The sequence below is a fragment of the Cryobacterium sp. TMB3-10 genome (assembly GCF_004402305.1).
GTDB classification, from domain to species: Bacteria; Actinomycetota; Actinomycetes; order Actinomycetales; family Microbacteriaceae; genus Cryobacterium; species Cryobacterium zongtaii.
Window position 1 is genome coordinate 38516 of the sequence record NZ_SOGH01000021.1, and the last position, 25474, is coordinate 63989.

At 70.0% G+C, this 25474-nt stretch carries 20 protein-coding genes; 11 read left to right on the forward strand and 9 right to left on the reverse strand.

Annotated features, from left to right (window positions below):
- Window position 1 precedes the first annotated feature (1 nt).
- On the reverse strand, window positions 2–1603 hold the full coding sequence (locus E3T22_RS11610; protein ID WP_255453158.1) for an AlkA N-terminal domain-containing protein: 1602 nt from the start codon (window positions 1601–1603) through the stop codon (window positions 2–4).
- A 122-nt stretch (window positions 1604–1725) separates the two neighbouring features.
- Here E3T22_RS11610 and E3T22_RS11615 point away from each other — a divergent pair, with 122 nt between their 5' ends.
- The 3 genes from E3T22_RS11615 (at window position 1726) to E3T22_RS11625 (ending at window position 4125) form a co-directional block, all read left to right on the forward strand.
- Window positions 1726–2949 (forward strand): PrsW family intramembrane metalloprotease, encoded by a 1224-nt coding sequence (locus E3T22_RS11615; RefSeq protein ID WP_088455660.1) that lies wholly within the window; start codon window positions 1726–1728, stop codon window positions 2947–2949.
- A 178-nt stretch (window positions 2950–3127) separates the two neighbouring features.
- Window positions 3128–3499 (forward strand): FKBP-type peptidyl-prolyl cis-trans isomerase, encoded by a 372-nt coding sequence (locus E3T22_RS11620; protein WP_088455661.1) that lies wholly within the window; start codon window positions 3128–3130, stop codon window positions 3497–3499.
- A 185-nt stretch (window positions 3500–3684) separates the two neighbouring features.
- Window positions 3685–4125, forward strand: a complete 441-nt coding sequence (locus E3T22_RS11625; protein WP_088455662.1) for a hypothetical protein — start codon at window positions 3685–3687, stop codon at window positions 4123–4125.
- Between the two features lie 3 nt (window positions 4126–4128).
- Here the strand turns inward: E3T22_RS11625 and E3T22_RS11630 are convergent, their stop codons facing one another.
- The 5 genes from E3T22_RS11630 to E3T22_RS11650 form a co-directional block, all read right to left on the reverse strand.
- Window positions 4129–4554 (reverse strand): pyridoxamine 5'-phosphate oxidase family protein, encoded by a 426-nt coding sequence (locus tag E3T22_RS11630; protein ID WP_088455663.1) that lies wholly within the window; start codon window positions 4552–4554, stop codon window positions 4129–4131.
- Between the two features lie 63 nt (window positions 4555–4617).
- A complete protein-coding gene (locus E3T22_RS11635; protein ID WP_088455664.1) occupies window positions 4618–5679 on the reverse strand; it encodes a hypothetical protein in 1062 nt (353 codons plus the stop codon).
- Window positions 5680–5788: 109 nt separating this feature from the next.
- On the reverse strand, window positions 5789–6055 hold the full coding sequence (locus E3T22_RS11640; RefSeq protein WP_134480632.1) for a protealysin inhibitor emfourin: 267 nt from the start codon (window positions 6053–6055) through the stop codon (window positions 5789–5791).
- A gap of 92 nt (window positions 6056–6147) precedes the next feature.
- A complete protein-coding gene (locus E3T22_RS11645) occupies window positions 6148–7293 on the reverse strand; it encodes a M4 family metallopeptidase (protein WP_088455666.1) in 1146 nt (381 codons plus the stop codon).
- A 66-nt stretch (window positions 7294–7359) separates the two neighbouring features.
- A complete protein-coding gene (locus E3T22_RS11650; RefSeq protein WP_088455667.1) occupies window positions 7360–8121 on the reverse strand; it encodes an SDR family NAD(P)-dependent oxidoreductase in 762 nt (253 codons plus the stop codon).
- Window positions 8122–8265: 144 nt separating this feature from the next.
- On the opposite strand from E3T22_RS11650, the gene E3T22_RS11655 reads away from it, so the two are divergent.
- Window positions 8266–9144 carry an LLM class flavin-dependent oxidoreductase gene (locus E3T22_RS11655; RefSeq protein ID WP_088455668.1) on the forward strand — a complete coding sequence of 293 codons (879 nt, stop codon included), beginning with the start codon at window positions 8266–8268 and terminating at the stop codon, window positions 9142–9144.
- A gap of 206 nt (window positions 9145–9350) precedes the next feature.
- Here E3T22_RS11655 and E3T22_RS11660 read toward each other — a convergent pair whose 3' ends face one another.
- Genes E3T22_RS11660 through nirB form a run of 3 tightly spaced genes read right to left on the reverse strand, consistent with a single transcriptional unit; the run spans window position 9351 to window position 14477 of the window.
- Entirely contained in the window at window positions 9351–10523 is a 1173-nt protein-coding gene (locus E3T22_RS11660) for a uroporphyrinogen-III synthase (protein WP_370291491.1), read from the reverse strand.
- Between the two features lie 2 nt (window positions 10524–10525).
- A complete protein-coding gene (gene cobA, locus E3T22_RS11665) occupies window positions 10526–11626 on the reverse strand; it encodes a uroporphyrinogen-III C-methyltransferase (RefSeq protein ID WP_134409546.1) in 1101 nt (366 codons plus the stop codon).
- Between the two features lie 4 nt (window positions 11627–11630).
- On the reverse strand, window positions 11631–14477 hold the full coding sequence (gene nirB / locus E3T22_RS11670; protein ID WP_134480633.1) for a nitrite reductase large subunit NirB: 2847 nt from the start codon (window positions 14475–14477) through the stop codon (window positions 11631–11633).
- A 251-nt stretch (window positions 14478–14728) separates the two neighbouring features.
- On the opposite strand from nirB, the gene nirD reads away from it, so the two are divergent.
- The 7 genes from nirD to E3T22_RS11710 all read left to right on the forward strand — a co-directional run bounded on the left by nirD (window position 14729) and on the right by E3T22_RS11710 (window position 25455).
- Window positions 14729–15181, forward strand: a complete 453-nt coding sequence (gene nirD, locus E3T22_RS11675; RefSeq protein WP_134480634.1) for a nitrite reductase small subunit NirD — start codon at window positions 14729–14731, stop codon at window positions 15179–15181.
- The gene (locus E3T22_RS11680; RefSeq protein ID WP_134480635.1) at window positions 15178–15987 is read left to right on the forward strand and encodes a sirohydrochlorin chelatase; all 810 of its coding nucleotides are present in this window, start codon (window positions 15178–15180) and stop codon (window positions 15985–15987) included. The genes nirD and E3T22_RS11680 overlap by 4 nt, the downstream gene beginning before the upstream one ends.
- Before the next feature lie 70 nt (window positions 15988–16057).
- Window positions 16058–16975, forward strand: a complete 918-nt coding sequence (locus E3T22_RS19045) for a hypothetical protein (RefSeq protein WP_166789297.1) — start codon at window positions 16058–16060, stop codon at window positions 16973–16975.
- Window positions 16976–17204: 229 nt separating this feature from the next.
- Window positions 17205–18623 carry an MFS transporter gene (locus tag E3T22_RS11695; protein WP_103459460.1) on the forward strand — a complete coding sequence of 473 codons (1419 nt, stop codon included), beginning with the start codon at window positions 17205–17207 and terminating at the stop codon, window positions 18621–18623.
- A gap of 102 nt (window positions 18624–18725) precedes the next feature.
- Window positions 18726–20882, forward strand: coding sequence for a molybdopterin oxidoreductase family protein (locus E3T22_RS11700; protein WP_134480638.1), 2157 nt, complete (start codon window positions 18726–18728; stop codon window positions 20880–20882).
- Window positions 20875–22650 (forward strand): FAD-dependent oxidoreductase, encoded by a 1776-nt coding sequence (locus E3T22_RS11705; protein WP_134409551.1) that lies wholly within the window; start codon window positions 20875–20877, stop codon window positions 22648–22650. Before E3T22_RS11700 ends, E3T22_RS11705 begins: the two co-directional genes overlap by 8 nt.
- A gap of 426 nt (window positions 22651–23076) precedes the next feature.
- Window positions 23077–25455 (forward strand): FdhF/YdeP family oxidoreductase, encoded by a 2379-nt coding sequence (locus E3T22_RS11710; RefSeq protein WP_134480639.1) that lies wholly within the window; start codon window positions 23077–23079, stop codon window positions 25453–25455.
- The last annotated feature ends 19 nt before the right edge of the window (window positions 25456–25474 follow it).

Below are 25474 nucleotides of genomic sequence, written 5' to 3' on the forward strand. Positions count from 1 at the left end.
TTCAGCGTAACCGGCCAGAACCGTTCTTGCCGTGAACTGCCTGCCCGGCCGGTCGTGGGGCTCCCGCCGCCCGCCAGAGGTGCATGCCGGCGTAACTGCGCCATGGCGCCCAGACGCTGCCGTGGGCGGCGAGGTCTCTGGCCGTTGCGGGCAGGCCGAGCCGATCGGCGCCCTGGCGCAGGGCGAGGTCGCTGGTGAGCAGGATGTCGGGGCTGCCGAGAACCCGCATGGCCACGTACCCGGCAGTCCACGGTCCGATGCCGGGCAGGGCGGTCAGTCGGGCCTGCAGATCGTCGCGGGTTTCCCCGACGTCGAGCACGAGGTCGCCGGCAGCTAACGCCGCGGCGACGCGGATGATCGTGTCGATGCGGGCCGCAGGGCCGCGCAGCACGTCGCGGCCGTGTTCGGCGATGCTGGCGGCTGTGGGGAAGAGCAGCTGTGGGGTGGCGGGGGCGGTGGCGCCGGGCACCGGCTCGCCGAGGGCCGCACTGAGCCGGCCGAGGGCGGTGCGGGCGGCGGCGACAGACACCTGCTGGCCCAACAGGGCCCGGAACAGGGTCTCCTCGGGGTCGAGGCTGCCCGGCACCCGGATGCCGGGGGTACCGTGCACGGAGCCGGTCAGGGCCGGGTCGTCGGCCAGGGCACGATCGATGGCCTGAGCATCCGCGTCGAGGTCGCACAGGCGGCGCACCCGGCTCACGAGAGGAGCGAGGTCGGCGAGGCTGCTCAGCCGGGCGGTGCAGGCGATCGCGGGTGCCTCGAGGGTGCCCGCGACGGCCAGCTGCAGGGTGGCCCAGCCGTGCGGGAGCCGTAGGGTGCGTTCGTACCCGGCGGAGGTGGACCGTTCGACACCGTCGATGGCCCGCACACCCAGGAAGCCGAGCAGGCCCGTGCCGTCGAACGGTGCACGGGCGGGCAGCAGCAGGCTGATCCTCGTGCCGGTGCCGGTGCCGGTGCCGGTGCCGGTGCCGGTGCCGGTGCCGGTTTCGGTGTCCCGGTCGCGGCTGCCGGCCCGCACCCGGGCGCCGGCCCGCAGGGCCGACGGTGTGCGCTCGTACACCGCGGCGATGGTGTCGTTGAACTGCCGCACGCTGCCGAAACCGGCGGCGAATGCGATGTCGGTGACCGGCAGGTTGGTGCTCATGAGCAGCACGCGAGCGGTCTGCGCGCGGTGGGCGCGAGCCAGCGCCAGAGGGCCGGCGCCGACCTCGGCGACCAGCACCCTGGTGAGGTGTCGCGGGGTGTAGCCGAGCCGGTTTGCCAGCCCGGGCACGCCCTCTCGTTCAACGGTGCCGTCGCCGATCAGCCGCATCGCCCTGGCGGCCAGGTCGTCACGGATGTTCCACGCCGGCGACCCCGGCACGGCATCGGGCAGGCAGCGTTTGCACGCCCGCAGTCCCGCCTCATGAGCCGCGGCAGCCGTGAGGTAGAACGACACATTGCCGGGCTTGGGGGTCACGGCCGGGCAGCTCGGTCGGCAGTAGATGCCCGTGGAGTGCACGCCGGTGATGAACTGGCCGTCGAAGCGGGCGTCGCGGGAGGACATGGCCCGGTATCGTTCGGCGAAGACCGGGTCGTCGGGGGAGCTGGGCGCTGGTGTCACCCCCCAAGACTGACACGCGCACCGCACGACCGGTAGCGGGAATCAGACATCGCCGTTCGGGGTCATCGCTCGGGCGGAATCTGCCCGGTTCGAACCGGTCCGGTCCCCGTAAACTGGCGGGCATGACCCTCGACCCGACCGGCCGACCGCTCGCCGTGCCCCAGCAGGACACCCCCATCCAGACGCCGGTGTGGAGTTCGCCGGTGCGGCGCACAAACCTGAGCACTGTCGTGTGGGCGAGCATCGGCATCGTGGTCGCCGCGCTCGCGCTGTTGCTGGTCCTGGTATACCTCTCGACCTTCCTCGGTCCGGGCGCGGTGCTGGTCTGTCTGCTGCTGGCGCTGGTGCCGCTCACCCTGGTGGTGCTGGCGGTGCGTTGGATCGACCGATGGGAGCCGGAACCCCGGCCGGCGCTCTGGTTTGCCTTCCTCTGGGGCGCCGGCGTCTCTATCGTGACGGCGCTGGTGTTCGACCTCGGTGTGCAGATCGTCGTCGCGACCAGCGGCGTGGCCCGACCGGCGGGCGACTTCACGGCCGCCGTCATCCAGGCGCCGCTCGTGGAGGAGTCGGCGAAGGGATTCGGCATCCTGCTGCTGTTCTGGGTGATCCGCGGCCAGTTCAACGGTCCGATCGACGGAGTCGTCTACGCGGCCATGATCGCCGCCGGCTTCGCGTTCTCGGAGAACATCCAGTACTTCGGTGTGGCGATGCTCGACGGCGGGATCGCCGACCTCGGCGTGACCTTCCTGTTGCGCGGGGTGATCTCCCCGTTCGCGCACGTGCTGTTCACGGCCTGCACCGGCCTGGCCATCGGCTTCGCCGCCCGGCGTGCGAGCGGTTCAAGTTATCTCGGCGCCGTGTTCATCGGCCTGGCCGCTGCGGTTCTGCTGCACGCGGTGTGGAACGGGGCGTTCTTCCTACTCACCGACGACGCATCCCTGGTGGGCTACTACTTCCTCGTACAGGTGCCGATGTTCCTCGGCGCGATCCTGGTCGTGGTCATGCTGCGGCGCAAAGAGGAGGCGCTGACGGTGCAACGGCTCAGCGACTATGCCGCCGTGGGCTGGTTCACCCCGGCCGAGGTGGCGATGCTGGCCACTCCCCGCGGCCGACGCCAGGCACGGGCATGGGCACACGGCCAGCCGCAGGCGCGTCGCCTCGCGATGAACCGCTTCATCACGGATGCCACCCGGCTGGCATCGGTGCGGCAACGACTGGTCAGCGCCCAGCTGCGCCCCTCCCGTCGCAGCGGCGCAGCGGCACAGCCGGGAACCACCCCCGACCAGGTCGAGGAGGCCCGGCTGCTGGGCCTGCTGATGGACGACCGCGCCCAGGTCATCGGCTGACCGCGCCGCCCGGTTTCACGGCCCCACGAGAAAACTCGCCGCCCGGTGGTGTGGCACTGCCGACAACTCTCCCGGTGCGGCGAGTTTCTATGCACTAAGACTGCACCTGGCCACGGCGTTCGCGCAAGGGGTAATTTCCAGGTGTGCGTCCGGAGCCGGAATCCGATTGGATGGTCTCATGACTGATTTGAACTCCAAGCCCGAACTCGACTTCCCGGAGGGCCCCGCGCCCGAACAGCTCGACATCGTCGACATCGTGGTAGGTGACGGGGCCGAGGCCACCGCCGGCGCCACCGTCGACGTGCACTACCTCGGCGTCGAATACGACACCGGCGAAGAATTCGACTCGTCCTGGAACCGCGGCCAGACGATCAACTTCCCGCTGGGCTCCCTCATCGCCGGCTGGCAGCAGGGTATCCCCGGAATGAAGGTGGGTGGCCGTCGCAAGCTCACCGTGCCGCCGCACCTGGCTTACGGCCCGGCCGGATCCGGTCACCGGCTGTCCGGTAAGACCCTGATCTTCGTGATCGACCTGAACGGCGTCAGCTAGACCGTTCGATCCGCACCCGCCTGATGGGTGAGTGGTGGCCCCGGAGAATGCTGACGGCGCTCCGGGGCACCCCGAAATATGTGGCACGCAGGCGCACCCGCGTGCCATTCTTCTGTGCCTGACGGCCTGGTGTGAGTGCGAAAAACGCCCTCGCGCTCAACGGTATCCCGCGCCGATAATGGGACATGATCTCAATCGACTGTGCCCGTGCCCTGCAGCAGGCCGGATTGTCCTGGCATCCGGTATCCGGTGACTCGTTCCGCATCGAACGACCGGGCTTCGACTCCGAGGTCTTCACTGTCAGCGAGATGACCATCGAGGCGCACGAGTTCGACACCGGCACCATCCTCGGTTTCAACGGCACGACGGAGTGGGCACTGGATTCGCTCGCGCTCGAGGATGCCCTGTGGCTGCCGAGGGAAGACCAGATGCGGGCGCTCCTGCGCGGCACGTTTCGCTCCTTGCACAGGCTCAGCGACGACCGGTACCGGGTGAGCGTGCACGTGCGCGGAGTCGACGAGGTGTTCGAGGCGGCCACCGCGGCGGATGCCTACGGCACTGCGGTGTTGATGCTCATCGGACTCTCTGGCGAGGGCCGGGTCGCTCCGGCGGCGGCCAGCGACTAACGGCTAGTACCGCTCCGGTTCCGGTTCCAGGGCGAACCGGCGCCCGCTCAGCTCGGTCGGGGTGATCTCAACCCAGATGTACTTGAGTGTGGGCACCAGCGGACGGAGCGGGAGCGCGTTGGCGGCTTCGATCTCGGCCTGGGTGTCGAGGACTCGGGCGAGACCCTTCACGACAACGCTCCACGCGTCGCCGCGCCCGATGGCGTCGGTCTCAAGAGCCACCTTGTTGTTCACGGTGAGGGCGAGAAGCTTGGTTCCCTCGGCCGTACGGAACAGAAGCCGTTTGTCGGCCATGACGAAGTTGAGTGGAAAGATCTCGATGTCATCCGCGACAGCCGCGGCGAGACGGCCGAAGCTTGAGGACAGCAACAACTCCCAGCACTCGTCCTCGCTGAGAATGCGAACGGGATCAAGGTCGTTGTTGTCCATACCTCATAGTCCCACTTTGCGGTCCACTCGGCGAGTATGCCGAGTGGACCGCGGCGTGTTGCCCTACAGCTGGGTGGAACGGCGACGCACCAGCATCACGGTGAGGAGGATTCCACCGATCAGCAGCGCTCCGGCCGCAATGAGGAACACCGGCAGGGCATCCGTACCGGTCTCAGCCAGTTCGGTACCATAGCCGGCGCCGCTGCCGCCGCCGCCGGCGATGGGGATGAGAGGGTTCGCCGACGGGGTGGGAGTCTGGCCTGCCTCGACGGTAGGAGGCGTTGCCGAGGGGGTGGTGACCGGAGGCGTCGCCGAGGGGGTGGTGACCGGCGGTGTCGGGGTGGGGATGACGCTTCCGGCGGGCAGGATCCGGTGGGTGAGGGAAGCGGTGCAGGTCAGCAAGGAGCCGCCGCCGTTCACGGAATCGTTGCACTGACGGATGGTCACGGGCAGCGCCGCGCTGACTGTCGACGGATCGACCGTGCAGGTGACGCGAAGTGCGGCGCCGCCACCGTTGACGGAGCCGTTGCACTGGGTGATGGTGGCCGAGGTGGTGGTGGACACCGGAGCACAGTTGAGCGTGGGTTCGGGTCCTTCCGCACCGGAACCGCCGCACTGGTCAACAGTTGCGGGGGACGTCGTGGCATCGCCGACGATGACGTTCTCCACCGATACGTTGCAGGTGGCGATCGACCCGCCGCCGTTGGCGGAGTTGTTGCACTGGTCGACGACGGTGGTGGCGGTGGGGAAGCTCACCGGGATGGTGGTGCAGAGCAGTTCGCCGACCGGGCCTTCACAGGTGCGCACGGTGATGTCCGAGCGGGACAGGCCGGTGTCGAGGTCGAGGTAGTTCGTGATGGTGACGTCGCAGGCGATTTCGTTACCGCCACCGTCCTGGATGTAGTTGCACTGGTTGACCGTGCCGGGCACCGGAGCCGCGGAGGCGGGTGCCTGCGTGGTGCCGAGGATCGCGGCGGCGGCAACCACTAGGCCGAAGGTGACGGCGAGGCCGCGCCGCAGCAGGGCACCGGGTCGCCCGGCGGCTGGCCGGCCGGCTCTGCGGCGTGAAGCGGCGGCGCCCGCGACGCCAGGAAGTGATGATGCAGACGAATATGCCGTTGCCATGATGGCCCCCCTCGACGGGGCCCCGTGACCCCCTTTCGAGTCACGTTATCAGTATCGCCGGGCGTGCGTTATTACAGGGTGCTAACGACACGATGTTCGGTGCTCTGCGTCAGCGTTCGCTCGCCGCGCGCACCCTGTCGATCAGGTCTTTCCAGGCGCCGTGCACCTGTGGTTCGGCGAGCACCACCTCGTGCGGGGCACACCGGATGCGGTACACATAACGGTCCGGCATCGGTGCGCTGTCTACGGCCTCGTCCCAGGGCAGTTCCTCAAGGAAACGCATCCACGCGGCAGCATCCGGTTGCTCGTCAACCTGCACGTCCCAGGTGACCCGGAGCCCAGCGATGCCTCCGCTGCGTGAGACGACGACCTTCATGGCCCCATGGTACGTCCGGCCGGGGCCACGATCGGGGATGTCGGCATGATCGAAGGCGGCTTGCCAGCGAACGCTGAACCGACGCCGCCGCGTCAGGAGGCCGCTCGCAGCGGATCGAAGACCACACCCACTCCGGTCCACCCCGCCAGAACCGCGTCGTGCTCGGCGGAGCCCGCGCCATAGCGGGTGATCGCGGCCGTCGCCGTCGCCGTCGCGAATGCGGTGAAGTCGGCGTTCACGGCGAGGGTGGGGCCGGTGAGCGTGTCGTACCAGATCTGCCCCGGCGCCTCCCACGCGTTGCCGCCGAGGGCCTCGGCGACCAGATAAAATGCCCGGTTCGGGATGCCCGAATTGAGGTGCACTCCGCCATAGTCGTCTTCGGTGTCGATGTAGCCGTCCATCGAGGCCGGCTGCGGATCGGTGCCGAGAACATCGTCGTCATAGGCGGTGCCCGGAGCCTTCATCGAACGCAGCGCCTGGCCCTGCACCTGCTCGGTGAAGAGCCCTGCGCCGATCAACCAGCTCGCCGACCGGGTGTCCTGGCCGGCTGCGAACTGCTCCACGAGGGCGCCGAAGACATCCGACACCGATTCGTTGAGCGCACCGGACTGGCCCTGGTAGGCGAGGTTGGCGCTGTACTGGGTGACACCGTGGGTGAGCTCGTGCGCGATCACGCTCAACGAGATCGTGAACCTGTTGAAGACCTCGCCGTCGCCATCGCCGAACACCATCCGTTCGCCGTCCCAGAAGGCGTTGTCATAGTCCCGTCCGTAGTGCACCGTGGCGTCCAGCGGAAGGCCGCGCCCATCGATGGAGTCGCGCTGGTACTGGCTCCAGTAGAGGCCATGAGTGTCGCCGAGGCCGGTGTATGCCTCGTTGACCGCCACGTCGGCGACCGGGGGTTGACCTTCGGTGCGCACGGTGCGGCCGGGCAGCCGCTGCAGCTGACCGGCGTCGCTGATGGTGCGGGTGCTGACGCCCGGCACGGCCTCGACGGGTAGCGCGGGCAGCGCGCTGGTGCGGCGCTCGAAGCGCAGGCTGCGGATGGGGTCGTCGACGCGCAACGATCGCCGGGCGGCCTCGGCCGCGGCCTCGAAGCGCGGGTCCTCGACCGCGGCCAGGTGCTCGAGGAGGTAGGGCGGCACGACGCCGCACCGAAACGGCGGGGCGGATCGGCCATGGCCGTGCGTGCGGCCGGGGAACGGGACGGGGCTCTGAGTCTGGTCTGTGCCTGTCATGCGGTGAGTCTGGCAGCACCGTCCGACATCCGCACCCCTCTCATGCGACGACAGGGAGACCGGATCTCATATTGCCGACCAGCCGCCGTCCGACGCCAGGACGATGCCGGTCACATTGGCCGAGTCCGGACTGGCGAGCCAGGTGATGGTGGCGGCGAGTTGCTCCGAGGTGGCCACCGGAGGCAACACGTGCTGGAACACCGGGCCGAGCACCGACCCGGCCAGGGGAGACCGCATCGGAGCCTCGATGTTCGTCTGAACCCCGCCGGGCGCGACCGCGTTGCAGCGGATGCCCTGGGCCGAGTACATCACGGAGGTGTTGCGGGTCAGACCGATCACGGCGTGTTTGGACGACGTGTAGGCGACCCCGGCCGCGCCGCCGCGAAGGCCGGCCTCGGACGTGACGTTGACGATCGACCCGCCGCCGCCGGCCACCATGATCGGCAGTGCCCCGCGGATCAGGCGCATCATGCCGGTCACGTTGATGCCGAAAACCCGCTCCCAGGTGGCGTCGTCGACCTCGGCGATCGGGAGGAAGCCGTCCATGACACCGGCGACGTTGGCGACGACGTCGATGCGGCCGTTCGCCGCGGCGACCAGCCGTGTGGTGGTGTCCTGGTGGCTGATGTCGCCGTCGACGGTCACGATGTCGAGGTCGCCGAACTGGTCGAGGAGCTCCTGCAGACGGGCGGGAACCACGTCGCCGGCAATCACCCTGGCGCCCTCCCTGGCCAGTCGCACGGCTGTCGCTTTTCCGATCCCGGAGCCGGCTCCGGTGACGATGGCGGTCTGGCCGGCGAACCGGCCCGGGGTCACAATCGGGTCCATCGGGGTGCTCCTTTGCAGATCTTCCTCGAGTGCGGCGCGGCGCCGACGCACCAGTCATAGCACCCTCTGGTCGCCCCGGCGCGGGGTAGGCGGATGCGGGGACTCCGGCCGCCCGGCTGCCCGGTGGGTTTGTAGACTGCCGGTATGCGCCACGGAATCGTCATCCTGCCCCAGTTCGACTGGCCCGAGGCCCGCCGGAAATGGCAGGGCGCCGAGCAGTACGGTTTCGATCACGCCTGGACCTACGACCACCTGTCCTGGCGCAGCCTCGCCGATCAGCCGTGGCAGGCCACCATCCCCACCCTGGCGGCCGCGGCGGCGGTCACCGACCGGATCCGGTTGGGCACCTTCGTCGCCTCACCGAACTTTCGGCATCCGGTGCCGTTCGCCAAGGAGGTCGCCACGGTCGACGACATCTCCGGCGGGCGGATGCTGCTCGGGCTGGGATCGGGCGGAACGGGCTTCGACGCCTTCGTGCTCGGGCAACCGACATACACCCCGCGTCAGCGGCACGAGAGGTTCGCCGAGTTCGTCACCGACCTCGACCTGCTGCTGCGCCACGAGAAGCCGGGAGCGGGCGGTTTCGACTTCGCGGGCGACTGGTTCACCGCGGTGGACGCCCGTATGGTGGGCCGGCCGGCGCAGCAGCCCCGGGTTCCGTTCGTGATCGCCGCCAACGGGCCGAAGGGCCTCAAGCTCGTCGCCGAACACGGTGCGGGCTGGGTGACCACGGGCGCCGACGGTGCCGTGGGCGAGGAATGGTGGAGCGCGGTGGCGGCGCTGGTCCACCGGCTGGAAGACACCCTCGCCGCGGCGGACCGGGCGCCGGGCTCTCTGGACCGCTACCTCTCGCTCGACAGCGGCGGGGCGTACTCGCTGGAGAGTGTCGGTGCCTTCGATGACGCCGTCGGCCGGGCCGGCGAGCTCGGCTTCACCGACGTGATCAGTCACTGGCCCCGGCCCGACGGCATCTACGCCGGCTCGGAGTCGGTCCTCGACGAGGTCGCCGCCCGCCTCACCTAGCTGCAGCTGACACACCCCACTCGCCACCCCCGCGCAGCGGGGAGTGCCCGCCGAGTTGCCGCACTACGCCGCTTCGGGGCGGGCGAAGGGGCACTTTGGCGCACATCGGCGCAGCACGTTTCGTCGAATCGCCGAAAGGTGCCCTGGCAGAAGGGCCTCAACTGGCAACTCGAGTGGCCTCCTGCTGAGCGAGCGCGAAGCGTCCGCTACACGTCGATGCGGTAGCCGCGTTTGATCACCGTGGCGACCAGCGCCGGCGCCGGCAGGGACTGGCGCAGCCGGCTGATGGCCACATCGACGGCGTGGTCGTCCTGGATTTCGGGCAGCGCGGCCGTCAGATCGGCGCGGGAGAGTACCGACCCCCGTGCGGCGAGCAGGGCGCGCAGAAGGGTGAGCGACGTCGGCGGCAGCAGGGCGGATGCGCCGGCGACAGACACCCGCCGTCCGCGCAGTTCCACCGGACCGTGCCGGCTGTCCAGGCGCAGAACCCGTTCGTCGGCGAGGTAATCGCAGACCAGCTTGATCAGCGCTCCCATGCGGAACCGTTCCGGCACGATCGGGGTGATGCCGGCCGCGAGCAGGGGTGCGGCGGTGACATGCCCGACCGCGGCGGCCACGACAGGTCCGCGCAGGGCCTCCTGCAGAGCTTCGAGCCGGCCGACGCCATCCGCCGCGCCGAAGAGCGCCTCGACAGCGGGTGCGCTGGTGAACGTGACGGCGTCAAGCGACCCGGTGCAGACCGCGTCGATGAGTTTGAGCACCCGGCTGGAGTCGTCGGGCAGCAACCACCGGTATGGCGCGACGGTGAGCACCGTGGCACCGGCGTCGAGCAGCCGCTGGATCTGGGACTCGTCGGTGAACCCATGCAGCTGCACGGCCACCGTCAACCCGGCCGCGCCCTCGCCGAGCACCTTGTCCACGAGCGAGCTGGTGGTTTCCTCGTCGCTCATGCCGGAGTCGTCAAGGTTGGCGGCGCGGATGGCGCCGCGAGCCTTGGGGCCGCGCACGAGGATGCGGCTGTTCTCGAGGGTCTCGGTGAGGTCGTGGCCGAGCCCGGCCGCATCCGCTGCTTCGAGCCAGCGACGGATGCCGTACGACGTGGTCGCCAGCAGGATGTCCGGTCGGCCGGCGATGATCGCCGCGGTGTCGGCGGTGATCTGCGAGTCGTCGGCCGCGGCAGCGATGCGGATCGCCGGGGCATGCAGAACATCGGCGCCGCGTCGTTCGAACGCGGCGATGAGGTCCTCACTCCGGCGGTCGGACGTGACTCCGATGCGGAAGCCCTCGAGCTGGTCCGGTCGGAAGCCGGGCAGCCCCGCTTCTGTTCCGATGTCGTTAACTGTGTCTCCGATGGTTCTGGTGGCTGACGTGTCAGGCAGGGTTACCTCTGGCCTGAGAGTGTAGCGGCGTTTGCGAGCACTTCAACGGCCGCGGCGTCGTCGCACTGGGCCAGCCGCACGACCTCGCCGATCACGAGCACGGCGGGGGAGCGGGCGCCGACCTCGCCGGCGACCCTCACCACGGTTTCGATGTCGGCAACGGTGGTGCGCTGGTGCGCGGAGAAGCCGCGCTCGATGATGGCGATGGGCATGTCGGCGCGCATGCCGTGCCGGGCCAGGCCGCTGGCCAGGTGCGGCAGGGTACCCACGCCCATCAGCACCACGATGGTGCCGCCCAGGCCCACCAGGTGGGCCAGCTCCTCCTCGCTGAGCGGCAGGTGACCGCTGAGCACCGTGAACAGGCGGGAGACGTCGCGGTGGGTGACCGGGATGCCCGCCAGCGCCGGCACGGAGATGGCGCTGGTGACCCCGGAGATCACGGTGACCGGAACTCCGGCGGCCCGGCAGGCGGCCATTTCTTCACCGCCACGGCCGAACACGAAAGGGTCGCCGCCCTTGAGGCGCACGACGGTGAGGCCGGCGCGGGCGCTGGTCACGAGCAACTGCTCGATCTCGGCCTGCGGTACGGCGTGGTGGCCCGGATGTTTGCCCACGTTCACCAGTTCGGCTCCGGGCGCCCACTCGTCGAGCCTGTCGTGCGGACCGAGCCTGTCGTAGTAGACGATGTCGGCGCCGCGGAGCGCGGTGAGCGCGGCGACGGTGAGCAGGTCGTCGTCGCCGGGACCGCCGCCGACGAGGGTGACGTGCCCGGGCCTGGACACCGGGGCGGCCGCCTCCCGGGTGAGCCAGACCGATTTCTCGGCGCAGGCGGCGACGAGCAGCGGCTCGTCGTGCGCGGGCAGGTCGACGGCCACGACGAGGTCAACGGCGGAGACCAGGTCGCGCCAGCCGCGCGGCGAATGCGGCCAGGCCACGGCGCGCACGAGAGGGTTGGGCACCTCGTAGGTGTCTGCCGCGAGATAGAGCACGGCGCCCGCAGCACGGTACCGGGCGATGACCCGGCGGGCGGGGCGGCTCCCGCCGATGATGAGCACGCGGCGACCGGTCACGTTCAGACCGATGTCGAGGGTTGGATTCGGCATGGCACTATTCTCCGTCTACTGGAGCGGTGTGAGCGGTTGTGTGTCGCCCGGAGTCGTTCCGCCCGGTTGAAGGCAGGTCGGTGTCGTTCCGGTCGGCCGGCCGCAGGGGGATCCGGGCGCCGGAGAGCAGCACCGGCCCGGTGGCCGGGGCGGTGTCGTCGGGCTCGTTGACGCTGACACCGAAGAAGTCAGCGCCGGTCTGCACCGTGCCGGTCTGTACAGTGCTGGTCTGACCCGCATCCGTCGGTGACGCCTCCGCCAGCGCCGCGCGCTCGCCGGGCCAGGCCGGGCGCGGCTGGCCGCGCTCGAGCACCTGCACGATCGCCGGGTCCGGCGTGGTGGGCGCGTTCACGAACGAGCGGAACCGGCGGAGCCTCTCCGGATCCTTCAGGGTCGCCGCCCATTCGTCCTCGTAGCTGCCCACGTGCGCGGCCATGGCCAGTTCCAGTTCGGCGGCCAGCCCCAGGCTGTCGTTCACGACAACATCGCGCACATGCTCGAGCCCACCGGGCAACTCCTCCTGCCACCGCGCGGTGCGCTGCAGCCTGTCGCCGGTGCGGATGTAGTACATCAGGTACCTGTCGATGTAGGCGATCAGGGTGTCGTCGTCGAGGTCCTGGGCGAGCAGTTGTGCGTGCGCCGGCTGGAAGCCGCCGTTGCCGCCCACGTACAGGTTCCAACCCACATCCGTGGCGATGATGCCGATGTCCTTACCGCGCGCCTCGGCGCACTCACGGGCGCAGCCGGAGACGCCGAGCTTGAATTTGTGCGGCGACCGCAGCCCCCGGTAGCGCAGCTCCAACTGGATGGCCATCGATACCGAGTCCTGCACGCCGAACCGGCACCAGGTGCTGCCCACGCAGCTCTTCACGGTGCGCAACGACTTGCCGTAGGCCTGACCGGATTCGAAACCGGCGTCCACCAAGATCGTCCAGATCTCGGGCAGCTGCTCGAGACGGGCACCGAACAGGTCGATGCGCTGCCCGCCGGTGATCTTCGTATAGAGGTTGTACTGCTCGGCGACCTCGGCGATCACCTTGAGCTTGGCCGGGGTGATCTCCCCGCCCGGGATGCGCGGCACCACCGAGTATGTGCCGTCCTTCTGCATGTTGGCCAGGGCGCGGTCATTCGTGTCCTGCAGGCCGCCACGGCCGGCATCCAGCACATAGCCGTTGGTCTGGGTGGCCAGGATCGACGCGATGGTCGGCTTGCAGATGTCGCAGCCGAGGCCGGTACCGAAGCGCTCCATGATGTCGTCGAACGAGGTGAGCTGCAGGATGCGCACACTCTCGAACAGTTCGCTGCGGCTGAACGCGATGTGCTCGCAGAGGGCCTTGGACACCTCGACGCCGGCCTTGCGCAGCTCGGTCTCGAGGATCTTCTTGACCAGGGGGACGCAGGAGCCGCACTGGGTGCCGGCACGGGTGCAGGCCTTGAGCGGGCCTAGTTCGGTGCAGGCCTCGCCGTGGTCGCCGCGGACGGCTTCGCGCACCGCGCCGACCGACACGTTGTTGCAGGAGCAGAGCTGCACATCGTCGGGCAGGTCGCTGTTCGCGGGCGGTTCGGCGCCGGCGGCGGAGAGGTAGGCGCCGGGCTCCGCGGGCAGTTCGCGGCCCAACAGGGGCCGGAGCGAGGTGTACGGCGAGGCGTCGCCGACGAAGATGCCGCCGAGCAGGGTCTTGGCGTCTCCGGTGACCACGATCTTTTGGTACAGGCCGCGGGCCGGGTCGGCGTAGACCACCTCGAGACAGTGTTCGGTGCGGCCGAGGGCGTCACCGAAGCTGGCGACCTCCACCCCGGAGAGCTTGAGCTTGGTGGCATCGTCGATGCCGGGGAAGACGGCTTCGCCGCCGTGCAGCCGATCGGCGGTGACCTCGGCCATGGCGTTGGCCGGGGCGACCAGTCCCACGCAGACGCCGTCGATGCTGGCGACCTCGCCGATGGCCCAGATCCCGGCTACCGAGGTGCGGCAGTCGTCGCCGATGACGATGCCGCCGCGCGGGCCGAGCTCCAGACCCGCGGCCCTGGCGAGTTCGTCGCGCGGGGTGATGCCGATGGAGAAGACCACGAGGTCGGCGTGCAGCTGGCTGCCGTTGGTGAGCGAGACACCGAGGACCCGGCCGGTGGGGGAGCGCAGGATCTCGGTGGGCCGGGTGCCGAGCGCCAGGGCGATGCCCTGCGCGCCGATCAGTCGGCCGAGCGCCTGGCCGGCGCCCTCGTCGAGTTGCGCCGACATCAGCCAGTCACCCGAGTGCACCAGGGTGGATGCGGCGCCGAGCCTGGCGAGACCGCCGGCGGCTTCCAGGCCGAGCAGTCCGCCGCCGACGACGACGACATTGGCCGGGCGCCCCAGGCGCTCGCGCAGCCGGCCGATCTCGCCGACGAGGAAATCGACGTCTTCGATGGTGCGGTACACATGACCGGCCTCGGCGCCGGGGATGGGCGGCACGGTGGCGGCGGAGCCGGTGGCGAAGACGAGGTCGTCGTACCGCACCCGTTCACCGTCGGCGAGGGTGATCGCCTGTGCCGCGGTGTCGAGGCCGACGACGCTGCTGCCGCCGCGGTAACTGATCAAGGCGGCGTCCCACAGGGCGGTGTCGCCGAGGGTGAGGTCTTCGGAGTCGACGAGGCGGCGGGACAGCGCCACCCTGTCGTAGGGCAGGTGCGGTTCCTCGCCGAATACAGTCACGGTGTGCTCGACGTTCCCGGTGTTGCCGGATGCGGTGGCGCGGGCGGCCATCGCCTCGGTGAACCGGTGCGCGGCGGGGCCGCCGCCGATCACCACGACGCGTCGGGGCGTGCCGGGGACGTCTGCGGCGGCGTCGGCCGCTGCGGGGGTGACGTGGTCCATGGAGTGCCTTTCCGAGTGGTGAGCTGTTCCGTCAGCCTAAATTTCGGCGATTTCCCGACCGTGTCGCCCGGGTAACGGAGTGTGACGGGGTCCTCACGTCGTTTCGGGCAGCGTGAGAGGTCTTCGTTACGCGATCGTCACGGCCCCGCACGATGACCGACACGAGGTCTGCCTACCGTGGATGCCAGGCCGCACCGACGTCGCCGTGACCCAGACCGTGTCATTCGCCCGCAGAACCACTGGAGGACCCCGTGCACACAACGCCCACCCACCCGCACGACTCTGCTGGCCACGACTCTGCTGGCTCCGCGGACTGGACCAGCGTCTGCGAACTCGACCGACTCGAACCGCTGTGGGCCGAGGCGGCGCTGATCGACGGCGTGCAGGTGGCCCTGGTGCTGCTGCCCGACGGCCACCTGTTCGCAGTATCCAACCAGGACCCCGCCACGGGCTCCTGCGTGATGAGCCGCGGCATCGTCGGGTCGCGCGGGGACCGGCCCACCCTGGCCTCCCCACTGCACAAGCAGGTTTATGACCTCGAAACCGGGGAGTGCTTCACCTCTGCCGACTACGCCCTGCCCACCTTCCCGGTGCGCGTCGATCACGGCACCGTGCAGATCCAGGTGCCGGGCAGCGCGCACGGCCGGGCCGGCGAGCGCGCCGAGACCGAGCTGTCCGACACCGTGGAATTCGCCGCAGCATGACGACCGCCCCGGTGTTGCTCGCGACCTCGCACGGCACCAGCGACCCGGCCGGTCAGCGGGCCGTCCTGGCCCTGGTCGACGCCGTGGCCGCCGCGGCGCCGCACCTCACCGTGCGGGGCGGTTACGTCGATGTGCAGAGCCCGGGTGTGCCCAGCTGCCTCCGCGCCATCGCCGCCGAGTCCTGCCCCAGCGACACCGGCCCTACCGACTCAGGCCCCGCCGATGGAGCCGACCGCCCCGTCGTGATCGTTCCCCTGCTGCTCTCGGCGGGCTACCACGTGCGCGTCGACCTGGCTGAGGCCGCCGACGACGCCGGGCAACCCGTCCGGGTCACCGGGGCACTCGGCCCCGACTGGCGGCTGGCCCGCATCCTGGCCGACCGCTTGCACGAGGTCGGCCTCAGGCCCGACGACACCGTGGTGCTGGCCGCGGCCGGATCCACCGATGCCGACGCGGTCGCCGACTGCCACGCCATGGGCGACCGCCTCGCCGCCGTGCTCGGCCGCCCGGTGACCGTCGGGTTCATCTCTGCCGCCCAGCCCCGCCTCGCCGCAGCCGTGCTCGCCGCCCGCGCCGCAGCACCGGTGCGGGTCGTGGTGGCCACCTACCTGCTGGCCCCCGGCTACTTCGCCGGCTTGGCCGAACGGTGCGGCGCGGATGTGGTGAGCCGCCCGCTGCTGGTGGACGGCGAGGCACCGCCGCGCGAGCTGGTGGACGTCGTCATCGACCTCTACTCCTCCAGCGCTCGACTCGAGCTGGCCCTGGCCGGTCTGCCCTGGTCGTTCAGCCGCGGCCGCACCGACTGACGCGAGCCGGTACCGGTACGCCGGTGTCGGTACGCCGGTGTCAGTACGCCTCTGTCAGTAGGGTCGAGGCATGAACCTCGATGCCTATCCGACCAGAGTGATGCTGATGGCCGAGTACTGCGCCGGGCTCCCGTTGTGGGACCGCTCCCCGTCGCCCGACGCGTGGGGCGGTCCATTGCCTCGCGGTGTCCTCGGCCTGTCCGACGACCTGGAGAACCGTCTGGTCGGCTGGAACTCGCGATACGAGCTGCTGATGGGGCAGAACCAACAGGAGTGGCCGTCGCCGGCCGAGCACCTCGCTTTTGTCGTCGACGGACACCTCCTTGCCGCGGAGCTCCAACAAGAGTTCGGATCAGCCGTCGTCGTTCTCTACCTGGACGCGGACGCGGAGCGCTCCCGTGCTCCCCAGACCTCCCGTGCTCCCCAGACCTCCCGTGCTCCCCAGACCTCCCGTGCTTCCCAGACCGCCACCCCGCCTGCCGCGGCCTGGCACGCCGTCGGCGGGGACGGTCAGACGTTCAGCCCGGCGCCCCCGCGATCGTCAATCGTGGAGCAGATGTGGGCGATGCCCGACGCCGAGTTCAGAGCTATGACCCGCACCGTCGATGTTGCGGCGTGGGTGTGGACGCCCGGCCGTACACCGACGCGGATTCTCCTCGAGCCGCGGGACGGCGGCCTCCCGCTGCGGAACCGGTCGCCTCTCCTCGACCTGGTCGACGACAGGCTTGAACCTGCGGTGCTGGGCCTGTCCGGGCCGCTCGTCGGCCGACTGGCCGACTGGAACGAACGCTGGATCGCGGTGACGGAGCCGACTCTGGGTTACCTGATCGACGGGCACGACCTTGCCGCTGCGGTGCAAACCGAGGTGGGACCCGACATTCAGGTCTTGTTCCCGGAGGCCGATCGGGCCACGTCACAGCCCAGCAACGAGATGCGCCAGATGCTGCACCGAGTGCAGGCCCTCCGCGCCGCGGACGGCTCCGAGTAGGCCCGAGTTCCGGCGAGCGCCGGAGGAGGATGTGAGGCCGGGACCGACCGGGATACCCGGTCCCGCCTGGCTTTGTGTCGGTCATGTGACGGAGGCCTATCAGCGGCCCGTTGCGGGTGTGAGTACACGGTGATCGAACGGTAACTGCGGCATCCGCTGCCGGAAACACGGCCTGCGTAACGTCGGCGACACGTACTCACAGCGCACCATTTCTCGCGAGGAGAACCTGATGACCCCGACGACCGGCACCGCGACAGCCCCGCCCGCCACGTTCACCGCCCCCGCCGCATCCGCCGAACTGGTGCACCGCCCGGGCCGGTGGATCGACAACTGGAACGCCGAGAACCCCCAGCAGTGGGCCAATGGGGGCAAGGCCATCGCCTCCCGCAACCTCAAATGGTCGATCTTCGCCGAATTCCTCGGCTTCGTCATCTGGCAGCTCTGGAGCATCGTGGTGGTGCAGCTGCCGAACGCGGGCTTCACCTTCGACACCGGCCAGATCTTCTGGCTCATCTCCATCCCCACGCTCGTGGGGGCCACCATGCGGTTTCCGTACACCTTCCTGGTGCCCAAGTTCGGCGGCCGCAACTGGACCATCATCTCCGCGGGCCTGCTCCTCATCCCGTCGATCGCCCTGGGCTTCGCTGTGGGCAACCCGGACACCCCGTTCCCGGTCATGCTTCTCATCGCAGCGCTCGCCGGGCTCGGCGGCGGCAACTTCGCCAGCTCGATGTCGAACATCACCTACTTCTACCCGCAGAGCCAGAAGGGTTACGCACTCGGCCTCAACGCCGCCGGCGGCAACCTCGGTGCCGCTGTGGCTCAGTTGATCGTTCCGATCGTGATCACCCTCGGCGCCCTCGGCACGCTCAACCTGCCGCTGGCGGGGTTCTTCTGGGTGCCGTTCATCCTGCTCGCCATGTTCGGCGCCTGGAAGTACATGGACAACCTCTCCAACGCCAAGGCCGACTTCGCCGGCTCGATCGCCGCGGTGAAGGAACCGCACCTGTGGATCATGGCGTTCCTCTACATCGGCACCTTCGGCTCGTTCATCGGCTTCGCGAGCGTCTTCCCCAAGCTGATCGCCGACCAGTTCCCCGACTACTCCTCCTTCCAGGTCGTCTCCGCGTCACTCTCGCTCGCCTTTCTCGGCGCGCTCACCGGCTCCCTGGCCCGACCGTTCGGCGGCCGCCTCGCGGACCGGTTCGGCGGCGCCCTGGTCACCGTCTTCGCCTTCGGCGTGATGGCCGCCGGGGCGGTGCTGGTGAACCTGGTACTGCCACTCGGTAACTTCTGGCTCTTCCTGGTCACCTTCCTGCTGATCTTCGTGGCCACCGGGGTCGGCAACGGCTCCACCTACCGCATGATCCCCAGCGTCTTCGCCGCCAGGAGCGGGGTCGCGGATGCGCACAAGGACTCCGGCGATGTCGGCACGCAGCGGAAGACCGCGGCCGCGCTCGGCCTGATCTCCGCGATCGGGGCCTACGGCGGGTTCGTCATCCCGCAGGTGCTCGGATTCTCGAAGACCTCCACGGGTGACTACTCCAGCGCGATCTACGCCTTCGCCGGCGCCTATCTGGTGATGATGGCCGTCACCGCGTTCGTCTACCTCCGCCGCAACTCCTCCGTGGCCGGACACCGCATCTAGCTCCCGCAGCATCCGCGAAAGCGGTCGTTCGGTTGCTTCAGCACGACCGAAGCAACCGAACGGCCGCTCTCGCGAACCCGTACCAACACGAAAGGCACCTCCGTGACCCCCGTCGACACGCACTGCCCGTACTGCGCACTGCAGTGCGCGATGACGCTCACACCCTCGCCCGCCAGCACCCCCGCCCGGCCCGCGGATGCGATCGGACTGCCGGTCACCATCGCCGGCCGGGCCTTCCCCACCAACCGCGGTGGCCTCTGCAAAAAGGGCTGGACCGCGGCCGACCTGCTCGGCTCGGCCGACCGCATCCGGCAGCCCATGCTCCGTGCGTCCGACGGCAGCTTCGCCCCGGTCTCCTGGACCGAGGCGCTCGACCTTGTCGCCGAGAAGCTCCGCACGAGCCGGGCCGAGCACGGCGCCGACTCCGTGGGCGTCTTCGGAGGCGGGGGCCTGACCAACGAGAAGGCCTACCAGCTGGGCAAGTTCACCCGGCTGGCGCTCGGTTCCTCCCGAATCGATTACAACGGCCGGTTCTGCATGTCCAGCGCCGCGGCGGCCGGCAACCGCGCCTTCGGCCTCGACCGGGGCCTGCCGTTCCGGGTGGAGGACCTCGACGCGGCCGACACCATCCTGATGCTCGGCTCCAATGTGGCGCAGACCATGCCGCCGTTCATCGGCCACCTCGATGGTGCCCGGCAGGCCGGCGGTCTCATCGTCGTGGACCCGCGCCGCACCGCCACCGCCCGGCTCACCGACGACGGCGCCGGCATGCACGTGCAGCCGGCCCCCGGCACCGACCTGGTGCTGCTGCTCGGGCTCACCCACCTGGTCCTCGCCGAACGTCTCGCCGACACCGACTACCTCGCCCGGCGCACCACCGGCCTCGACCAGTTGCGCTTCAGTGTCGCCGGCTGGTACCCGCAGCGGGTGCAGGAACACACCGGTGTTCCGGTCTGGCAGCTGCAGGGCCTCGCCCGTCGGCTCGCCGCCGGAAAGGGCACCTACATCCTCACCGGCCGGGGCGTCGAGCAGCACGTCGACGGTACCGACACCGCCACCGCCGCGATCAACCTCGCGCTGGTGCTCGGCCTCGTCGGCACGACGCACTCCGGCTACGGAACCCTCACCGGCCAGGGCAACGGGCAGGGCGGCCGGGAGCACGGCCAGAAGTGCGACCAGCTGCCCGGCTACCGCAAGATCACCGACCCCGCCGCCCGCGCCCACGTCGCCGGGGTCTGGGGTGTGACGCCCGAGCAGATCCCGGGTGCGGGCATCCCCGCCGTCGAACTGTTGAACGCGCTCGGCCAACCCGGCGGCATCCGCACCCTGCTCGTGCACGGTGCCAACGTCGTGGTCTCCGCGCCCGACGCCGACAGGGTGCGCCAGGGCCTGGCGGCTCTCGACTTCCTGGTGGTCAGCGACTTCTTCTTCTCCGAGACCGCCGCCCTGGCCGACGTAGTGCTGCCGGTCACCCAGTGGGCCGAGGAGGAGGGCACCATGACCTCGCTCGAGGGCCGGATTCTCCGCCGCCAACGTGCGATCGACCCGCCGGCCGGGGTGCGCAGCGAACTGTGGATCTTCCAGGAGCTCGCCCGGCGCCTGGACGCCCCCGGCGTGTACAGCGCCGAACCCGGCGAGGTCTTCGACGAACTCTGCCGGGCCACCGAGGGCGGCATCGCCGACTACTCAGGCCTCGGCTACGCCCTGCTCGCCACGGGGGAGCCCGCGTACTGGCCCTACCCGGCCGGCTCCGGCGGCACCCCGCGGCTCTTCCTCGAGCGGTTCGTTCACGACGACGGCCGCGCGCGCATCGTCGCCGTGACCCCGCGCGCCGTGGCGGCGCCGGCCCAGACGCGGGGTGCGCTCACCCTGATCACCGGCCGGCTGCTCGAGCACTACCAATCCGGTGCGCAGACCCGGCGGGTGGCCGAGCTGTCGGAGGCCCAGCCCGAGGCCCGGATGCAGGTGCACCCGGCCACCGCCGCGAGCCTGGGTCTGATCGACGGCGGTTGGGTCGAGCTGGCCAACGAGCGTGGCATCGTGCGGTGCCGAGCGCAGCTGAGCGCCGACATCCGGCCTGACACTGTGTTCCTGCCCTTCCACTTTCCCGCCGACCAGCGCGCCAACCTGCTCACCGCCGGCGCCACCGACCCGGTCTCCGGCATGCCCGAGTTCAAACGCACCGCCGTGCGGGTACGGGCAATCGATGCGCCCGGCCTGTCGGCTCCCGACCACGAGAGGGCGATGGCGGATGCCTGACCACACTTCTGCCGAGCTGCCCGATTCCCCCGGCCCGGCCGCCCCCGAACGCATCGTCGTCGTGGGCTACGGCCCGGTCGGCGCCCGGTTCGTCGACGAGCTCCTGCCGCTCGTCGAGGCCGGTCTGGCCGAGCTCACCGTCGTCGGAGCCGAAGAGGTGCACGCCTACAACCGGGTGCTCCTGGCCGATTACGCCGTGGGTCGCACCGACCGGGACACCCTCGACCTCACCGACGGCAGCCGGGCCCTGGCTGCCGGCGCGCGCATCCTCACCGGCACCACGGTGACCGAAGTGAAGCGCACCATCCGTACGGTCACGCTCGGCGACGGCAGCTCAGTGCCGTACGACAGGCTGGTGCTGGCCACCGGGGCGCGCGCGAATGTGCCCACCCTGGACGGCGTCAAGCGGGTGCGGCGCGGCCTGATAAAACCCGGTGCGGATGCCGGCGGCCTCGGCGCCGCTGCACTGGATTGGGCCGGCGCGCCGCTGCCCTGCGGTGTCAGCGCGCTCCGCGACCTCGCCGACGCCGCCACCGTGCTGGCGGCCGTGCAGGCCGGTCAGCGCATCGTGGTGCTCGGTGCCGGAGTGCTCGGCATGGAGATCGCGCTCGCGGCCGCGGCCGCCGGCGCCGAGGTCTGCGTGGTCTTTCACGGCGAGATTCCGATGAACCGCAACCTCGACCGCGGCGGCGGCTCGGTGCTCACCCGGAGCGCCCGCCGGGCGGGCGTCACCATGGTCAACCACGCCCGCGCCGAGAGCGTGTTGTTTCACCACGACGACGACGGCGTGGAACGCTTCGAAGCCCTCATCTGCGCCGACGGCAAGCAGATCAGCGGCGACCTGCTGCTGCTTTCCTGCGGTGTGGGTGCCCGCACCGAACTCGCCCACCTGGCCGGGCTGCCCGTATCCACCGGCATCCTGGTCGACGAGTCGCTGCGAAGCTGGGCGGATGCGGCGATCCACGCCATCGGGGACTGCGCTCATGTGGCTGGCCGTCCGGCCGATGCCGACTCCGGTGCAGCGTGGAACGGCGCCAGGATGGCACCGGCCGGTGGGCCGTCCGGTCTGATCGGGCCGGGCTGGCGGCAGGCCGACAGCCTCGCTGCCCGGTTCAGCGCCGAGATCAGGGCGGGTGTCGCAGCGGGCCGGCCGGCCGTGCTAGCTGCCGCCGTGACCGCTGAACCGGCACCGGCGCTTGCGGCCGGACCGGGCGCATCCGTCGTGATGCTCAAGGCCGAGGGCATCGACGTGGTCGCCGCCGGTGATACCGCGGCCGACCCGTTCGACGTCGATGCCAGGTGCGACGACGCCGGATACGGCGGCACCGCGCACACGCACGGATGCTCGTCCGATCCGGCGCCCCTGGCCGTCGCGCAGTGGGCCGACCCCGAGCACGGCCGCTACGTGAAAATGGTCACTCGCGGCGGCATCCTCACCGGCTTCGTCTGTGTGGGCATGCCCCGTACCGGTGCCGAGCTCACCCTGTTGTTCGAGCGCGGCAGTGAGCTGCCCGCCGATCGGTCGGTGCTGCTGCGGTTCGATGGTCCCGACTACGACCCCGCGACCGCGGGCGACGCCTTCGCGCCGGAGTCCACGGTCTGTTGGTGCAACGGTGTCACGGTGGAGGCGATCACCACCTCGGCGCAGGCCGGCAACACCACCGTGGCCTGCATCGGCACGGCCACCCGCGCGGGGACCGGCTGCGGCGGCTGCAAGGGCCGCATCGGCGAGGTGCTCGAGCGCTTCGCGGCGCAGATCGTCGGCTGAGCCCGCAGCGCCGACGTGCCGGAAAGCAGCCCGTCGGCGCCAAAAGGGAGAAGGGTGCGATATCTCGGCGCAGGGCCCTGCGATGACTTGACACTTGAGGCCCCTGCAGCGCAGCGGAGAGGGCGTGAACTGGCAAGGCGCGGGGCGCGCTGCAGGCGAGATGGCAGTTGGCGCCCCTTCGGGCTTGCGGAGAGGGCCCGAAGTGGCAACTCGGGTGGGCTGGGGGTCCCATGCGCCCGAAGGAGCGTTTTGGCGGAACTCGGCGTTGCGGGCTCGAGCGCTTCGCCGCCCAGAGTGTGCCCTGAACGTTGCCGGGTCCTTGCCGTGAGCGCCGGATGCTGATAGCCCTGAGGGGGTAGGTCCAGTGTTTCCGGGCTCCGGCGCGACAGTGCCGGCTGATCCCGGCCGGCGAAAGGGATGCCCAGGATGACGCCCAAAAAAGTGACCACGAACCCACCGTTTGGGGCCAACCAGGCGCGCGAGAAGAGCCCGGTCCACCTCGACGACGCCGACGAGGCGGGGGAGTCCACCCTCGAGGTCGGTTCGCCCAAGTCCTGGGCGGCGGGCGTGCCCGGAGTGCTGCACTCCACCATCCCGGCGCTGGCGGGCATGGGCGTCAGCCGCAGCCGCAAGACCCTGCTGGCGATGAACCAAAAAGACGGCTTCGACTGCATGAGCTGCGCCTGGCCTGACCCCACCCACCGCAAGACCTTCGAGTTCTGCGAGAACGGCGCCAAGGCCGTCACCTGGGAGGCGACTCCCGTCACCATCGGGAGCGAATTCTGGGCCGAGCATCCGGTCAGCGACCTGCGTGACCGCTCGGAATACTGGCTGGGCATGCAGGGGCGGCTGACCGAACCGGTCTACAAGGCCGCCGGCGACGACCACTACCGGCCGCTGAGCTGGGCCGAGGCGTTCAGACTGCTCGCCGAGAAGCTCAACGGGCTGGACTCGCCGGATCAGGCCGCCTTCTACACCAGCGGCCGCACCTCGAACGAGGCCGCGTTCGCCTACCAACTCTTTGTGCGCGCCTTCGGCACCAACAACCTGCCCGACTGCTCCAACATGTGCCACGAGTCGTCCGGCTGGGCGATGGGGCAAACCATCGGCATCGGCAAGGCAACCATCACCTATGACGACTTCGGCAAGGCCGACCTGATCATCGTGATGGGCCAGAATCCGGGCACCAACCATCCCCGGATGCTGACCGCCCTGGAGGAGGCGAAGGAGAACGGCGCCGAGATCGTCGCGGTCAATCCGATGCCGGAGGCCGGGCTCAGACGGTACAAGAACCCGCAGAAGGTGAAGGGCATCATCGGGCACGGCACCGAAATGGCCGACCAATTTGTGCAGGTGCGGCTCGGCGGCGACATGGCCCTGTTACAGGCGGTGTCCAAGCGGGTGCTCGCCGCGGAGGCCGCGAACCCGGGCACCGTGCTCGACCACGAGTTCCTGCGCGAGCACTGCCAGGGGCTGGAGGAACTCACCGCGCACCTCGCCCAGGTCGACGAGAAGGCCGTGCTGGCCGCCACCGGCCTGCAAACCGCCGACATCGACGAGCTCGCCGCCCGGTACCTTCGGGCCGAAAAGGTGATCATCACCTGGGCGATGGGGCTCACCCAGCACAAAAAGGGCGTCGCCACGATCAAGGAGATCATCAACCTGCTGCTGCTGCGCGGCAACATCGGCAAGCCCGGCGCGGGTGCATCGCCGATCCGCGGGCACAGCAACGTGCAGGGCGACCGCACCATGGGCATCTGGGAGCAGATGCCGCCGGCGTTCCTCGACGCCATCGAACGGGAGTTCGGCTTCGATCCGCCCCGGGAGCACGGGATGGACTCGGTCGAGACCATCAGGGGACTGCGGGACGGCCGGGTTAAGGTCTTCATGGCTCTCGGCGGCAACCTGGTCGGCGCGATCAGCGATACCGGGGCCGCCGAGGCCGCGATGCGCGGTGCCGAGATGACGGTGCAGGTCTCCACCAAACTGAACCGGTCGCATGCCGTGGTCGGCGACGAGGCGCTGATCCTGCCGACCAAGGGGCGCACCGAGATCGACCGGCAGGCCACGGGGGAGCAGTTCGTGTCGGTGGAGGACACCGTCTGCGCCGTGCATCCGTCCTGGGGCAAGGTGCGCCCGGTCGCACCGAACCTGCTGTCGGAGGTCGCCATCGTGAGCCGCCTGGCCCGGGCGGTGCTGGGCACCAAGGTGGGCGTGGACTGGGTGGGATTCGAGCGTGACTACGACCTCGTCCGGGAGCACATCTCCCACGTCGTCGCCGGCTGCGACGACTACAACGCCAAGATCCGGCAGGACGGCGGCTTCCTGCTGCCGAACGGGCCACGCGATTCCCGCACCTTCCCCACCCCCACCGGCAAGGCCATGCTCACCGTCAACGACCTCGAGTACCTGGACCGGCCCGTCGGCACCCTGATCCTGCAGAGCCTGCGATCGCATGACCAGTTCAACACCACCATCTACGGGCACGACGACAGGTATCGCGGCATCAAGAAGGGCCGTCACGTGGTGTTCATCAACCCCAACGACCTTGTCGAACTCGGCCTCGACGATGAGCAGATGGTGGATGTTCATGGCGTGTACGACGACGGCGTCGAGAGGGTGCTGCGCGGGTTCCGGGCCGTGTCATACCCCACCGCACGGGGCTGTGCGGCGGCGTACTACCCGGAGGCGAACGTGCTTGTGCCTCTCGACCATGTGGCGGAGGGCAGCAATACGCCGGTTTCGAAGGCGGTGATCGTGCGGGTGGAGCCGGCGCGCACCGTCGAGGCGGTGCCGACCATGTAGGGGAGGGCGCCTGTGCTGA

Bases quoted from the DNA above. Each gene is read 5' to 3' on its own strand.
- E3T22_RS11645 (WP_088455666.1), bottom strand. From the start codon at position 7,293: ATGACAGGCACAGACCAGACTCAGAGCCCCGTCCCGTTCCCCGGCCGC.
- E3T22_RS11615 (WP_088455660.1), top strand. From the start codon at position 1,726: ATGACCCTCGACCCGACCGGCCGACCGCTCGCCGTGCCCCAGCAGGAC.
- E3T22_RS11640 (WP_134480632.1), bottom strand. From the start codon at position 6,055: ATGAAGGTCGTCGTCTCACGCAGCGGAGGCATCGCTGGGCTCCGGGTC.
- E3T22_RS11705 (WP_134409551.1), top strand. From the start codon at position 20,875: ATGCCTGACCACACTTCTGCCGAGCTGCCCGATTCCCCCGGCCCGGCC.
- E3T22_RS11710 (WP_134480639.1), top strand. From the start codon at position 23,077: ATGACGCCCAAAAAAGTGACCACGAACCCACCGTTTGGGGCCAACCAG.
- E3T22_RS11650 (WP_088455667.1), bottom strand. From the start codon at position 8,121: ATGGACCCGATTGTGACCCCGGGCCGGTTCGCCGGCCAGACCGCCATC.
- E3T22_RS19045 (WP_166789297.1), top strand. From the start codon at position 16,058: ATGAACCTCGATGCCTATCCGACCAGAGTGATGCTGATGGCCGAGTAC.
- E3T22_RS11625 (WP_088455662.1), top strand. From the start codon at position 3,685: ATGATCTCAATCGACTGTGCCCGTGCCCTGCAGCAGGCCGGATTGTCC.
- E3T22_RS11655 (WP_088455668.1), top strand. From the start codon at position 8,266: ATGCGCCACGGAATCGTCATCCTGCCCCAGTTCGACTGGCCCGAGGCC.
- E3T22_RS11695 (WP_103459460.1), top strand. From the start codon at position 17,205: ATGACCCCGACGACCGGCACCGCGACAGCCCCGCCCGCCACGTTCACC.
- E3T22_RS11635 (WP_088455664.1), bottom strand. From the start codon at position 5,679: ATGGCAACGGCATATTCGTCTGCATCATCACTTCCTGGCGTCGCGGGC.
- E3T22_RS11620 (WP_088455661.1), top strand. From the start codon at position 3,128: ATGACTGATTTGAACTCCAAGCCCGAACTCGACTTCCCGGAGGGCCCC.
- E3T22_RS11680 (WP_134480635.1), top strand. From the start codon at position 15,178: ATGACGACCGCCCCGGTGTTGCTCGCGACCTCGCACGGCACCAGCGAC.
- cobA (WP_134409546.1), bottom strand. From the start codon at position 11,626: ATGCCGAATCCAACCCTCGACATCGGTCTGAACGTGACCGGTCGCCGC.
- E3T22_RS11630 (WP_088455663.1), bottom strand. From the start codon at position 4,554: ATGGACAACAACGACCTTGATCCCGTTCGCATTCTCAGCGAGGACGAG.
- nirB (WP_134480633.1), bottom strand. From the start codon at position 14,477: ATGGACCACGTCACCCCCGCAGCGGCCGACGCCGCCGCAGACGTCCCC.